This is a genomic window from Corynebacterium nuruki S6-4, assembly GCF_007970465.1.
Classification (GTDB): domain Bacteria; phylum Actinomycetota; class Actinomycetes; order Mycobacteriales; family Mycobacteriaceae; genus Corynebacterium; species Corynebacterium nuruki.
The window spans coordinates 1,187,213-1,200,096 of sequence record NZ_CP042429.1; the positions used below are offsets into that span (position 1 = coordinate 1,187,213).

Consider the following 12,884-nt stretch of genomic DNA (forward strand, 5'->3'; position numbering starts at 1 on the left):
TCCCTGTCACCGCCGGAGCGTCCGGAACGGTGACGGGGAGTGCAGTTTCCGTCGTTCACCCGGCGGTGACGGCCCGGCGGCGGCGTTGCAGCGCTACAGCTGCGGCGCTACAGCTGCAGCGCTACAGGTGCGTCGGGTACCCGGTCGCGATGTCCGCGGCCTCCTGCACCGGCTCGCCGAGCGTCGGGTGCGGGTGGATCGTCAGCGCGACATCCTCGACGTTGAGCTGGCAGTTCACCGCCACACTCAGTTCCGAGATGAGGTCCGAGGCACCCGGCCCCACGATCTGGGCGCCGACGATTGTGCCGGTGTCGATGGTGGAGACCAGCCGGACGAAGCCCTCACCCTCACCGAGCGACACCGCACGGGCGTTGCCGGCGAAGGGGAACTGCGCGGCATGGACGGTCAGACCGTTCTGCTCCGCCTCCGCGACGGTCATGCCCACGGTCGCGATCTCCGGGTCGGAGAAGCACACGGCCGGGACCGCGAAGTACTCGTTGGCGTCCGGCCGTCCGGCGATCGCACCGGCGGCGGTCTTGCCCTCCATGAAGGCCATGTGCGCCAGCGCCGGGCCCATGGTCACGTCGCCGACCGCCCAGATGTGGTCGGTGCCGGTGAACCCGCGGTCGTCGACCTTGATCAGGCCGTGCTTGTCGATCTCCACACTCGTGGCGTCCAGACCGAGCGAGTCGGTGTTCGGCTTCCGCCCGACGGTGATCATGCAGTAGTCGGCGGTGACCTCGTGGTCCTCGCCGCCGCCGTCGGTGTAGGTCACCGTGACGGCGTCCGAGGTCTGCGAGGAGTGCTTCGCACGCACCCCGGTGAGGACGGTCACGCCCTTGGCCTTCAGCCGCTTCTCCACGACCTTGACCAGGTCCGCCTCGAAGTTGGGCAGGATCTGCCCGGTGCCCTCGAGGATGGTGACGTGGGTGCCGAAGTCGGCGTAGGCGCCGGCGAGTTCGGTGCCGATGTACCCGCCGCCGATGACGACGAGTTCGTCGGGGAGATCCTCCAGGCCGAGGCCGCCGGTCGAGTCGATGACCCGGCCGGTGATCTGGAATCCGGGGATGTGCACCGGGCGGGACCCGGAGGCGATGATGAGGTCGGTGAAGGCGATCCGCCGCGGTTCGGTGACGCTCATGAACTGCTGCGGCCCGGCCGGCATGACCTGCACCTCGGTGTCGCTGACGAGCATGGCGGAGCCGCGGACGACCTCGACCTTGTGCTTCTTCAGCAGTCCTTTCACACCACGGGTCATGCGGTCGACGACCTGATGCTGCTTCCAGTCCTGCAGGGCGTGGAAGTCGAACTTCACCTCCCCGGTGGTGATCCCGTACATCGTCGAGTCCTTCGCCTGCCCCAGCCGCTTACCGGCCGAGATCAGTGCCTTGCTGGGCACACAGCCGACGTTGAGGCAGATGCCGCCGAGGGTGTCCGATTCCTCGATGACGGTGACCTGCTGGCCGAGCTCCGCGGCGCGGATGGCGGCGACGTAGCCGCCGGGGCCGGCGCCGATGATGACGGTGCCGTGTTGTTCCAGTTCCTTGGCCATGGTGGTGGCTCCTCTGTCCTCTCTAGCCTTCGATGATCAGCAGGTTCGGGTCGTGCAGCAGCCGCATGACCGTGTTGAGGATCTCCTGGCCGCGGACCCCGTCGATGATGCGGTGGTCGTAGGTCAGGGAGAGCTTCATCATCTGGCCGACCGCGAGGTCACCGTCGTCGTTGACGTAGGGGGCCTTCACTGCACGTCCGACACCGAGGATCGCCGCCTGCGGGCTGGTGATGATCGGGGTGAACCAGCCGCCGTCCACACCGCCGAGGTTGCTGACGGTGACCGAGGCGCCGGACATGTCGTCGGCGCTGAGCTTGCCGTCGGCGGCCTTGTCGGCGTTGTCGCCGATGGCCCGGGCGATCTCGAGGATGTTGGCCCGGTCGGCGTCCTTGACGACGGGTGCGTAGAGCCCGCGGTCGGTGTCGGTGGCGATGGCGACGTTGCATGCCGAGTGGTAGACGATCTCGTCGGTCTCCGTGTCCAGCGAGCTGTTGAGCACGGGGTACTTCTTCAGCGCGGCGACGAGGGCCTTGACGATGAACGGCAGGACGGTCAGGTGGATGTCCTGGTCGGCGGCCGCGGCCTTGTACCGCTTGCGCAGCTTGAGCAGCGCGCCGACCTCGACCTCGCCGAAGTTGGTGACCGGCGGGATCGTGGCGTGGGAGGTGGCCATCGCCCGCCCGGTCGCGGCGCGGACGCCGGAGTAGGCCTCCCGGCGGTCGCCCTCGCGGTCGGTGACCGCGACGGGTGCCGCCGTTGCGGCCGGCACGGCTGCCGCTGCCTCGTCGCCGGTGGTTCCGGACGCCGCGGTGGTGGCGTCGGCGGCCGGGGCGGCGGCCTTCTCGACGTCGGCGCGGGTGACGTGTCCGTGGGATCCGGTCGGGGTGAGCGTCTGGATGTCCACGCCCTTCTCGCGGGCCAGCCGGCGGACCGAGGGCATGGCGAGGACCCGGTTGGCGGCGGCCTCGCCCGCGGTCTGCGGGACGTGGTTGGCGACGGGCGCCTCGGTCGGCGCGGGCGTCTCCGGCTGCTCTCCGGTTTCTGCTGCCTCGTCGGCGGCGGCCGGTTCGGCGGCGTCCGCGTCGCCCGCGGCACTGTCGTCGTCGGTGTCGTCGTCGGGCGAGCCGTCGTCGATGACGATGAGCACGTCGCCGACCTTCGCGGTCTCCCCTTCACCGAAGTTGATCTTGGTGACGGTGCCGGCGACCGGGGACGGCAGGTCGGTGACGGCCTTGTCGTTCTCGATCTCGACGAGGTCCTGGTCCTCCTCCACCGTGTCTCCCACGGCGACGTCCCAGGCGGAAATGGTGCCCTCGGCCAGGCCTTCGCCCAGCTCCGGCATGATGAACTTGAATGACATGGTGTTCTTCTCCTACTGGGCTAGTAGCTCAGGATCTCGCGGGCCTTGGCCTCGATCGTCGTGGCGTCCGGCAGCCAGGCGTGCTCGTCGACGGCGAACGGGTAGACCGAGTCCGGTGCGGAGACCCGGCCGATGGGTGCCTCCAGCGACAGGATGCGGTTCTCGGCGACCTCGGAGACCACGTGGGCGGCGACACCGGCGATGTTCTGTGCCTCCTGGATGACGACCAGCCGGGAGGTCTTGTCGACCGAGGCGAAGATCGTGTCGGTGTCGATCGGCGACAGGCTGCGCAGGTCGATGACCTCGGCGGAGATGCCGTCGGCGGCGAGCTTCTCGGCGGCGGCGACGGACTCGCGGACCATCGCACCGTAGGTGACGAGGGTGATGTCGGTGCCCTCGCGGACGACGGCGGCGGTGTCCAGCGGGACGCGGTAGATGTCCTCGGGGACGTCACCCTTCTCCGACCGGTAGAGCCGCAGGTGCTCGAGGAAGAGGACCGGGTCGTTGTTCTCGACCGCGGAGACGAGCAGCCCCTTGGCGTCGTAGGCGTTCGAGGGCGTGACGACCCGCAGGCCGGGCACGCCGGTGAAGAGGTGCTCGATGCTGTCGGAGTGGAGTTCGGCGGTGTGCGTGCCACCACCGTAGGGGGTGCGGATGGTGACCGGCTGGGTCACGTCACCGGCGGTGCGGAAGCGGTTGCGCGAGAGCTGGCCGGCGATCGAGTCGGTGGACTCGAAGGTGAACGGGGAGAACTGGATCTCCGGGATCGGACGCCACCCGGTGGCGGACAGTCCGACGGACAGCCCGAGGATGCCGGACTCGGCGAGCGGGGTGTCGAAGACGCGGTCCTCGCCGTACTTGTCCTGCAGTCCCTCGGTGGCGCGGAAGACGCCGCCGTTCTTCCCCACGTCCTCACCGAAGATGAGGGTCCGGTCGTCCTCGGCGAGAACGTTGTCCAGGGCGCTGGTGATGGCCTGGATGTAGCTCATCGTGGTCATGTTTACTTGGCCTCCTCGGCGGTAGCCTGCTCGGCGAGCTGCTTGACGATGTTCGGGGTGGGTTCCTCGAAGGTGTTGGTGAGGAACTCGGTGACCGTCTGGTGCGGGGTCTTCTCCGCCTCCTTGATGGCGGCGCGGAATTCCTTCTTGTACGAGTCCTTCAACTCGACCTCCCGGTCTTCGGACCACAGGTCCCGGCCGGTGAGCAGTTCGCGCAGCCGGTTCAGCGGGTCCTTGTCGAACCAGGGCTGCTCCTCCTCCGGGGTGCGGTAGCGGCTCGGGTCGTCACCGGCCGAGGAGTGGGCGCCGAACCGGTAGGTCAGGGTCTCGATGAGGACCGGGCCGTTGCCGGCGGCGGTGAACTCACGGGCCGCCTTCGACACGGCGTTGACCGCGAGGATGTCCATGCCGTCGACCTGGACCGACGGGAGGCCGGCGGCCATCGCCTTCTGCGCCAGGGTCAGGGTGTGGGTCTGGTAGGAGCGGGGGACGGAGATCGCCCAGCCGTTGTTCTGGATGATCATGACCAGCGGCGCCTGGAAGGCACCGGCGAAGTTCATGCCTTCGTAGGTGTCGCCCTGGGAGGTGGATCCGTCACCGGAGTAGGAGAACGCGACGGCGTCCTCCCCGTTCTTCTTGATGCCGAGTGCGGCGCCGGCAGCGGCGATGTGCTGGGCGCCGATGATGATCTGCGGGAACCAGCTGCGGTGGCCCTCGGCCATCCGGTTGCCCTGGACGTGGCCGCGGGACCACAGGAATCCCTGGGTCGGGGTGATCGCGCCGTGCTCGATCATCTGCGGCAGGTCACGGTAGCTGGGGAACAGGTAGTCCTGCGGCTGGAACGCGGTGACGCTGCCCATCTGGCTGGCCTCCTGCCCGAGGGTGGGGGCGTAGAAGCCGAGCCGGCCCTGCTTGGAGAAGACCGTGGTCTGCTCGTGGAGGACGCGCTCGTAGAGCATGATCTCCATGAAGTGGACGAGCTCGTCGTCGGAGTAGGTGTCGAGGACCGCCTGGTCGACGACCTTCGCGTTCTCGTCGAGAACCTGGATCGGGTGGGCGTACTCCTCGCCGAGACCGTTCTTGATGGCGGCGAAGTCGACGACCGGGGTGGCGGCTGTGGTGTCAGACATTTATGGTCACTGTCCTTTACGCGTTGAGTGATTCAGAGGTGCCGGCGGCTGCGGCGGCGGGTTCGGCCGGCGGCGGGCCGGGCGCCTTGACGAGGAAGAGGATGACGGCCCCGATGGCCAGGAAGACCGCACCGATGAGCAGGGCGGTGCCGAAGCTCAGGACATCGTTGGACATCAGGGTGTTGAAGATCAGGGTGATGACCGCACCACAGGCAAAGCCCTGGTAGATCACCGAGTAGTTCTTCGACTGGTTGTTGTGGCCGAAGTAGTCGCCGACGATGGTCGGGTAGATCGTGATGCAGCCGCCGAAGGCCGCACCGAACAGCAGGAAGCCGACGATGTACAGCCACGGTTCCGGACGCCACGTCACGCCGATCACCACGGACATCACCGCGAGCACGGTCAGCGAGAGGGCGACGATGAGGGTGCGGGACATGTGGTCGGACAGCCAGCCGAAGAGGAACCGGCCGGCGGTGTTCGCCAGGGCGACGAGGGAGACCAGGGTGACGGCGGTGCCGATGAGGTAGTCCTTCGGCTCCGGGGCGTCGCCGGCCGCGCTGCCTGCGTTGCCGATGATGAACAGGCCGGCGAAGCAGAACGCCGTGATGCCCCAGAACAGCAGGTAGGCCTGCGGCCGGCGGAGCATCTGCGGGATCGTGTACTCACCGGAGCCCGGGGTGTCGCTGCCGGGGATGACCGGGGCGTCCTTGAGGAAGGCGCCGCCGCCGATGATGAGGATCCCGGCGATGATCGCCCAGAGAATGAAGCAGATCATCAGTCCGGAGTAGCCGTTGTCCGCGTCGCCGAGCACCGGGGTGACGACGAACGGCAGGACGAAGGCCGGCAGGCCGTAGGCGCCCACGCAGATGCCGGAGATGGTGCCCGACTTCTCCGGGTACCAGCGCAGGCAGTTGGTGAGACTGAGCAGGTAGCCGATGCCGTCGGCGATGCCGACCATGACGCCGGCGGTCAGGTAGAGCACGACGACGTTCGGGACGAACGCCGAGAGCAGCAGACCGACCGCCAGCAGAACGCCGCATCCGGTGAGGACGCGGCGGACGCCGAACTTCGCCTGCAGCCAGTTGATGGTCAGGGTGGAGACCGACAGGCAGATCATCATGATCGAGAACGTCATGGCGATGCCGAAGGTCTTGGTGTGGTCGTCGTAGAACTTGTCGGCGAGTGCCGGGTTCAACATCGACCAGGAATAGACGGTGCCCAGCCCGATCTGGGCGAGCACCGTACCGACCAGGACTCTGGTGCGGGTTTCCATGGGTGGCTCCTCTGGTGAAAGCATCACGTTTTCTTTCCCGTGCTGCCGCCGAGCCTAGTACCGAAACCGGGGGAACCAATCTGTATATATAACCCCATACATTACCCCACTTCACTATTTCCCCAGGTCATGTGGTCTTACCGGTCGTATCCACCGTGACTCACTCCACCCCCATCGGGTGTAACCGGGTGGTCGACCACTACCCCCGGGCCAGGACGGCGACCCGGTACACGGCGTCCTCCACCGCGTACTCCGGGTCCGCCGCATGCCCCTTGACCCCGGCATCCAGATCGGCGACGACCTGGACCGCCGCGGCAACCGCGGCAGGCGTCCAGCCCCGCGCCGTCCGCACCGTCTTCTCCAGTTTCCACGGCGGCATCCCGAAGTCCTTCGCCTGGGCCCGCGCGTTGATCCGGCCCGCCCCCCGGACCCGGGCGATGTCCCCGACGACACCCGACAACGCCGACGCCAGCAGCACGTGCGGCACCCCGAGCTGCAGTGCCCGGCGCGCCGCCCCGACCGCCCGGTCGACCCTTCCGGTCACCGCGAGATCCGCGACATCGAAGCCGGAGACCTCAGCGGTGCCCTGGTAGTAGCGGTGGACCGCCGCGGCGGTGACCTGCCCGCCGGTGTCCGCCACGAGCTGGCTGACCGCGGCGGACAGCTCCCGCAGATCCGTACCGACCGCGTCGAGCAGTGCCGCGGTGACGTCGGGGCTGACGCGGGTCCCGGCGTCCCGGAACTCCCGGTCGACGAAGGCGGTGCGTTCCCGGCCCTTGAGTTCCTCGGCACTGTGCACCTGCAGTTCCCCGGTCGGTGCCTTCTTCGGCAGCGACGTGACCAGTCCCTTCTGCCGGCCCTTCCCGCTGTGCTGGAGGATCAGGGTGATGCCGGGGGCGGGGTCGGCGACGGCCTGTTCGACGAGTGTGGCGGTATCCTTCCCGGCCTCGGCCAGTCCGGTGACGACGATGATCCGGTCCTCGGCGAACAGCGACGGGCTGAGGAGTTCAGCGAGTTCGGGGGCATCGACCTCGGAGGCCTTCCGCATTTCGGCGGGGAGGTCGGGGTCACCGCAGGCGGTGCGGACCGCCTCGACGATGCCGTGACGGATGCGCTCGGCCAGGAAGTCCTCGGAGCCGACGATGAGATGGATCATGCGCCCCATCCTAGGCAGGCCGCCCGTCGGCGTGGAGACCGTCTCCGGTCAGGACGACCGTCCCGTCGCGGCACGGGTAGGCGACCGGCACACCGGCCGGGGTCCTGCTCGGCATCCCCCGGCTGCGGCCGCACGCGGTCACGACGTACAGCTGCGGTGGCGGGACGCCCCGCCCCCGCCCCCGGTCCCGGTGCTCCGCGCGGAGCACCGCCGCGTCATCCGGCAGGACGACCACTGCGTCCCGGGTGTCCGGGGTGAGCAGTTCCGGCCCGCCGTCGCGCCACCGGACCCCGATCTGCCACGGCCCCACCCGGGCCAGGTCCTCGGCCCATTTCCGTGTCAGCTGCTGCCCGTCCGCGTCGTCGTCATAGGGGCCGACGCTGACCACCCCGCCCCGGACCAGGCCGACGGCGATGACCACCGAGGCGGTGAGCACGGTCGCCGCACCCCGGCGCGCCCGGGGAACGGCGACGAGCACCACGACCGACGCCACCACCGGCACCAGGGCGAGTGCCGGCCACCAGCCGCCGGCGGTGTGCAGGACCGGCACCTGCCCCAGGCGTCCTGCGACGGTGAGGATCCACCAGGCGGGCACGACCGTCCCCCACAGCACCGCGGTCCCCGCCGGCACCCACACCCCCGCCACGAGTGCCCCCGCCATCCCCACCACGGTCAACGGGGCTACCGCCGGCCCCACCAGCAGGTTGGCGGGCAGCGCCGTCGGCGAGACGACCCCCACCATGTGGACGATGACGGGCGCGGTCACCACATCCGCCGCCAGGCTCACCCCCACCAGCCGGGTGAGCATGAGCTGCCACTGCACCGGGGCGCCGCGACCCCGACGGTCCCGGGACCGTGCCCACACCTGCAGCAGCCGTCGCGAGATCCACGGTGCCAGCGCGACGATGCCGACCGTCGCCACGACCGACAGGATGAAGGCGTACTCCACCGCCAGGCCGGGATCGACGAGCAGCAGGAGCAGCACCGCCGCCGAACACGCCGCGAACCCGTGGGTCCGTCGGGCGGACGCCACCGCCACCAGCCCGACCGCCCCCATCACCGTGGCCCGCAGCACGCTGGGTTCGGGCCCCACGAGCAGTGCGAACAGGACCAGGGCGACCGCGGCGGCGACCACCTGGCCACGTTTGCCCACCCGCAGCGCCACCGCGGCGAGCAGGACAGCCCCGGTCACGGTGGCGACGTTCGCCCCGCTGACGGCCATGAGATGGGACAGGCCGGTGGCGAGGAAGTCGGTACGGGTCCCCACCGACAGCCGCCCGGTGTCCCCGACCACCATCCCCGGCACCAGGTCACCGGTCGTCCCCGGCAGGTGGGACGCCGCCTCGCGCAACGCCGCCCGCAGGTGCCCCGTCACCGCCTGGAGCCCCGACGGGTCCCGCAGCGGTCCGGGTGTCCCCCGCGCGGAGACCGTCACCGGCACCAGGCCGGGCCGGTCGTCGGTCCGGACCGACCCGGTGATGTGCAGGACGGTCCCCGGCCGGATGTCGAGCAGGTCCGTGACACGTCCCTGCCCGGCACCGACGCCACTGTCACCACTATCACCGCCGTCACCGTGACTGTGACCTCCGCCGACGAACACCGGGACCTGGCCCAGGTCGGGGACGTCGACGTCGAGGACCACCCCGCCGTCACGGACCGGCCGGGGCGCCCCGGTGACCGTGTAGTCCCCGTCGGCGACAGTGTTGTGCGCCGCCGACCACGGATGCCGGTCCACCACCGTCGTCCGCTGCCAGGCCCGCAGTGCCCAGGCGGCGGCGAGGACCGGTGCAACGACCGCCGTGCGCAGCAGACTGCGCACCGGCAACCGGTCACTCCACCGGGCCGACCGGCCGTGACGCGACCGGTCGGGGCCGAGGCACCGCAGCAGCACCAGCGGGACCACCGCCACCGCCCCGGCGACGACCGCGGGGACCGGGGACCGTGTCAGCACGGTCACCGTGACCGCCGCCCAGGTCACCAGCGCCGCCGGCACCAGCCGGAGATCCGGGGCCCCGCGGCGGCGCCGGACGGCGTCCGGACTCCACGGGTCCCGGTCGGCGACGGTCCAGGGTCCCCCGGCCGGACGCCGCTCAGACTGTGACGCCGTCACGGAGTGCCTCGAATTTCGCCGGCCCGATGCCCTTGACCTCCATGAGCTGTTCCACCGAGCTGAACGGACCGTGGGCGTCCCGCCAGGCGATGATCGCCTCGGCCGTCTTCGGCCCCACCCCCGGCAGACCGCCGAGTGCTGTGGCGTCGGCCGTGTTCAGGTTCACCGCCGTACCCTGCCCGGCGGCCTCCCCGGTGCCGGCCGGTGGCGCCCCCGCGTTCCCCGGTTCTCCGCCACCGGTAGCTGCAGCACCTGCACCGCCCGGGTACACGACCCGGGACCCGGCGTCGTCGACAACCAGCTGGAGGCCGTCCACGACCTTCTCGGCGAGGTTCAGTCCGTCAAGCCGGGCCCCCGGCAGTGCCCCACCCGCCAGGTCGGCGAGCTGACCCAGCCTGGTCGCCGCCTCGACGGTGACCAGCCCGGGTCGGGTCACCATCCCCTGCACCGAGACGACCGGCGACGGATCGGCCTGCCCCGCGGCGACGGTGGTCGGCGCTGTCGCCGTGGTCTCCCCCACCGGCGACAGTCCCACCGCCGCCGGCTCCCCTGCCCCGTCTCCCCCGCCGGAGAATTTCCCCACCAGCATCACCCCCACCACGACGGCGACGACGACCGCGGCCACCGTCACCAGGGCACGGGCGGACTTCGGGGCCACCACGGCCCGACGCTCGAAACGGACATCGGCCAGCTCGTGCCCGGGAACCTGCTGCGTCAGGGCCTCGACCCTGGCCGCCACCTTCTCCGCGGCACTCCGCCGACCGTTCCCCGGTCCGTGTTCTCTCGCGTCTCCACCCATGGCCCCATCGAACACGACCGGCGGTCACGGCCCGGATGCCCCGACGGCGAAAGCCCAGGAGGCTGTGGACAACCCGACCCCTGTGGACAACTTTTTCCGGCGGGAGCGACCGCGCGCTGAACGGGCACAGCCCGGACGCAGACCGGGCGCAGCCGTCAGCCCCGGACGAGCGTGACCCCGATCGCCCCCGGGCCGGTGTGCACCGCGATCGCCGGGGTGATGTCGACCATCGAGATCACGACGCACTCCGGCAGCGCCTCCCGCAGCTGCTCACGCAGGTGGCCGGCGGCCTCCTCGTCGCCGAACTGGTGGACCGCCAGGTGCATCGGTACCGGCGGGAGGTCCCGCAGCGGCGTCCGGTCCTCCTGCCGGCGGCGACGGCGGCGACGGGCGTCCTCCGGCGGATCGTCCTGATGCTCCGCCGGGGCCGGTTCGGCGGCCTCCCGGTAGGCGTCCTCGGCGAGGACAACGAGCCGCTCCAGGGCCTTCGACCGGGTACGTGTCTTGGCCGCGACCTCGAGCTTGCCGTCCGACAGGTGCATGATCGGCTTGATCGCCAGCGCCGTCGACAGGAGCCGTTGCCCCGTCGACAGCCGGCCCCCGCGCGACAGCAGGTCGAGGTGGGTGACGATCAGCCAGACATGGGCGCCGTCGACGACCTCCTGCGCCGCCGCGGTGCACTCGGCGAGTGTCCCGCCGTCCGCGGCGACGGTGGCCGCGGCGATCGCCGCCTGACCGAGCACCATCCCCGCCGAGCGGGTGTCCACCACGGTCACCTTGCCGTCGAAGATCCCGGCGGCCTGCACCGCCGACGACCAGGTGGAGGACAGTTCCTTCGACAGGTGGATGGCGACCACACCCTCGTCGCCGCCGCGTTCGAGCAGGCGGGCATAGGCCGCGGTCAGCTCCAGCGGACCCAGCGCCGACGTCGTCGGCCGCTCGGCGTCCTCGGGTGCGGACGCCGCGTCGGCCGGTGCCGCCGCATCCCCGTCCGCCCCGGAGGCGTCGGTACCGCCATCACCGTCGGCCACCTCACTGTCAGCGTCATCCCCGTCGGTCGCCGGGTCGGAGCCCCGGTCGACCGGGGATGCCGCCGGTTCCCCGATCCCGCCACTGGTGTGCAGGTCGAGCACGGTGATCCCGTATTCCTCGGCGAGGGCGGCCGGCAGGCACGACCCGGAGTCCGTCACGACATGGACCGTCATCAGGCGACCACATCCCCGTCCGTACCGTCGATGTCGGTCCCCTCGTCGGCGTTGACGACCGACACTGACGACGGGGCGGCGATCCCGACGTTCCAGCCTTCGAGGAACCAGCGCGGCTCCCGCCACCACTGCGGCCCACCGGTGGGCTCCGCCGCGGTCGCGTTCGGCCGGGCGACGAGCTGCGACCAGCGGGTGTTCCCCAGACCGCCGAACATCGGGTAGTGCTCCACCGGGATGTTGAGCAGTCGCGAGGTCAGTGCGGAGATCGTCCCGCCGTGCGCGACGATCAGGACGGTGCCCCGCTCCCAGACGTCCGAGACCATCAGTTCCGCGACGACCTGTGCGGCACGGTCGGAGACCGCCACCCGGCTCTCCCCGCCGGGCGGGGCGAACCGGGGGTTGAGCCGCCAGTGGGACCGCTGCCCCGGGAAGGTGCTGTCGACCTCCTCGTGTGCCCGACCCGACCAGTCGCCCAGATCAGTCTCGCGGAGCCTGACGTCGGTGTGCACCGGAACCCCCAGCGCCCCGGCGACGGCGCCGGCGGTCTCGGTCGCCCGACCGAGGTCGGAGCTGATGACGGTGCCGATCGGCCAGTCGCCGAGTTCGGCGGCGACCGCGGCGGCCTGGGCCCGTCCGGCGGGGCTCAGCGGTGTATCGAGCTGGCCCTGCATCCGGCCGAGCAGGTTGTACTCGGTCTGGCCGTGGCGGAGCAGCACCAGACGACGCTCCGGGATTCCGGTGGCCACGGCAGTCTCCTAGATCTCGTCGGCGTCCGGTGCCGGGCCGGCGAGCGGCAGGTCGTCGACGCTTTCAGCGCGCAGCACGTCGACCACATCCCCGCTGTCGAGATCGGTGACGGGGCCGGCGGCGGACGCCCAGGCACCGCGGTCGGGCTGCTCCACGCCCTCGATCTCGATGGTCGGGCAGTCGCGGTAGAGCCGGTCCAGGTCGTAGTAGTTCCGCTCCTCGCGGCGCTGGACGTGCACCATGATGGTGCCGTAGTCGAGGAGCACCCAGCGGCCGTCGCGCTGACCTTCCCGCATCAGCGGCTTGACGCCCGCCTCCCCGAGCTTCTCCTCGATCTCGTCGACGATGGCGTTCACCATGCGCTCGTTGTCGCCGGTGACCAGCACGAAACAGTCGGCCAGCGGCAGCCGGCCGGTGACGTCGAGGACGCTGACATCCTCACCGAACTTCTCGGCGGCGGCGCGGGCGGCGATGCCTGCGTGGTTGATGGCTTCGGGACTGGCGGTCACGGTCGGTGGGGTCCTTTACGGGGGAGGGGGAGTAGTCCGGTCGGC

11 protein-coding genes are annotated in these 12,884 nt (G+C 70.6%); all 11 read right to left on the reverse strand.

The window, feature by feature from the left end; genetic code table 11:
- Positions 1-121: 121 nt before the first annotated feature.
- A complete protein-coding gene (gene lpdA, locus FSW06_RS05310) occupies positions 122-1,552 on the reverse strand; it encodes a dihydrolipoyl dehydrogenase (protein ID WP_010121712.1) in 1,431 nt (476 codons plus the stop codon).
- 22 nt (positions 1,553-1,574) lie between these two features.
- Entirely contained in the window at positions 1,575-2,912 is a 1,338-nt protein-coding gene (locus FSW06_RS05315; protein WP_010121713.1) for a dihydrolipoamide acetyltransferase family protein, read from the reverse strand.
- A 20-nt stretch (positions 2,913-2,932) separates the two neighbouring features.
- Positions 2,933-3,910 carry an alpha-ketoacid dehydrogenase subunit beta gene (locus tag FSW06_RS05320; protein ID WP_010121716.1) on the reverse strand — a complete coding sequence of 326 codons (978 nt, stop codon included), beginning with the start codon at positions 3,908-3,910 and terminating at the stop codon, positions 2,933-2,935.
- 2 nt (positions 3,911-3,912) lie between these two features.
- Complete coding sequence (locus FSW06_RS05325; RefSeq protein ID WP_010121717.1) at positions 3,913-5,040, reverse strand: thiamine pyrophosphate-dependent dehydrogenase E1 component subunit alpha; 1,128 nt, start codon at positions 5,038-5,040, stop codon at positions 3,913-3,915.
- Between the two features lie 16 nt (positions 5,041-5,056).
- Positions 5,057-6,313: an MFS transporter gene (locus tag FSW06_RS05330; protein WP_010121718.1), complete on the reverse strand. Its 1,257-nt coding sequence runs from the start codon at positions 6,311-6,313 to the stop codon at positions 5,057-5,059.
- Positions 6,314-6,512: 199 nt separating this feature from the next.
- Positions 6,513-7,469: a DNA polymerase III subunit delta gene (holA, locus tag FSW06_RS05335; RefSeq protein WP_010121719.1), complete on the reverse strand. Its 957-nt coding sequence runs from the start codon at positions 7,467-7,469 to the stop codon at positions 6,513-6,515.
- Positions 7,470-7,479: 10 nt separating this feature from the next.
- Complete coding sequence (locus FSW06_RS05340; protein ID WP_010121720.1) at positions 7,480-9,579, reverse strand: ComEC/Rec2 family competence protein; 2,100 nt, start codon at positions 9,577-9,579, stop codon at positions 7,480-7,482.
- A complete protein-coding gene (locus FSW06_RS05345; RefSeq protein WP_010121721.1) occupies positions 9,560-10,318 on the reverse strand; it encodes a ComEA family DNA-binding protein in 759 nt (252 codons plus the stop codon). Before FSW06_RS05345 ends, FSW06_RS05340 begins: the two co-directional genes overlap by 20 nt.
- Positions 10,319-10,533: 215 nt before the next feature.
- The gene (locus FSW06_RS05350) at positions 10,534-11,583 is read right to left on the reverse strand and encodes a DegV family protein (RefSeq protein WP_010121722.1); all 1,050 of its coding nucleotides are present in this window, start codon (positions 11,581-11,583) and stop codon (positions 10,534-10,536) included.
- Positions 11,583-12,329: a histidine phosphatase family protein gene (locus tag FSW06_RS05355; RefSeq protein WP_010121724.1), complete on the reverse strand. Its 747-nt coding sequence runs from the start codon at positions 12,327-12,329 to the stop codon at positions 11,583-11,585. Before FSW06_RS05355 ends, FSW06_RS05350 begins: the two co-directional genes overlap by 1 nt.
- A 9-nt stretch (positions 12,330-12,338) precedes the next feature.
- Positions 12,339-12,839 carry a ribosome silencing factor gene (rsfS, locus tag FSW06_RS05360; RefSeq protein ID WP_010121726.1) on the reverse strand — a complete coding sequence of 167 codons (501 nt, stop codon included), beginning with the start codon at positions 12,837-12,839 and terminating at the stop codon, positions 12,339-12,341.
- Between the last annotated feature and the right edge of the window lie 45 nt (positions 12,840-12,884).

What these genes read in the sequence shown, in the direction of transcription:
- FSW06_RS05320 (WP_010121716.1), bottom strand. Translation starts at nt 3,910, where the DNA reads ATGACCACGATGAGCTACATCCAGGCCATCACCAGCGCCCTGGACAAC.
- FSW06_RS05325 (WP_010121717.1), bottom strand. Translation starts at nt 5,040, where the DNA reads ATGTCTGACACCACAGCCGCCACCCCGGTCGTCGACTTCGCCGCCATC.
- lpdA (WP_010121712.1), bottom strand. Translation starts at nt 1,552, where the DNA reads ATGGCCAAGGAACTGGAACAACACGGCACCGTCATCATCGGCGCCGGC.
- holA (WP_010121719.1), bottom strand. Translation starts at nt 7,469, where the DNA reads ATGATCCATCTCATCGTCGGCTCCGAGGACTTCCTGGCCGAGCGCATC.
- FSW06_RS05315 (WP_010121713.1), bottom strand. Translation starts at nt 2,912, where the DNA reads ATGTCATTCAAGTTCATCATGCCGGAGCTGGGCGAAGGCCTGGCCGAG.
- FSW06_RS05330 (WP_010121718.1), bottom strand. Translation starts at nt 6,313, where the DNA reads ATGGAAACCCGCACCAGAGTCCTGGTCGGTACGGTGCTCGCCCAGATC.
- FSW06_RS05350 (WP_010121722.1), bottom strand. Translation starts at nt 11,583, where the DNA reads ATGACGGTCCATGTCGTGACGGACTCCGGGTCGTGCCTGCCGGCCGCC.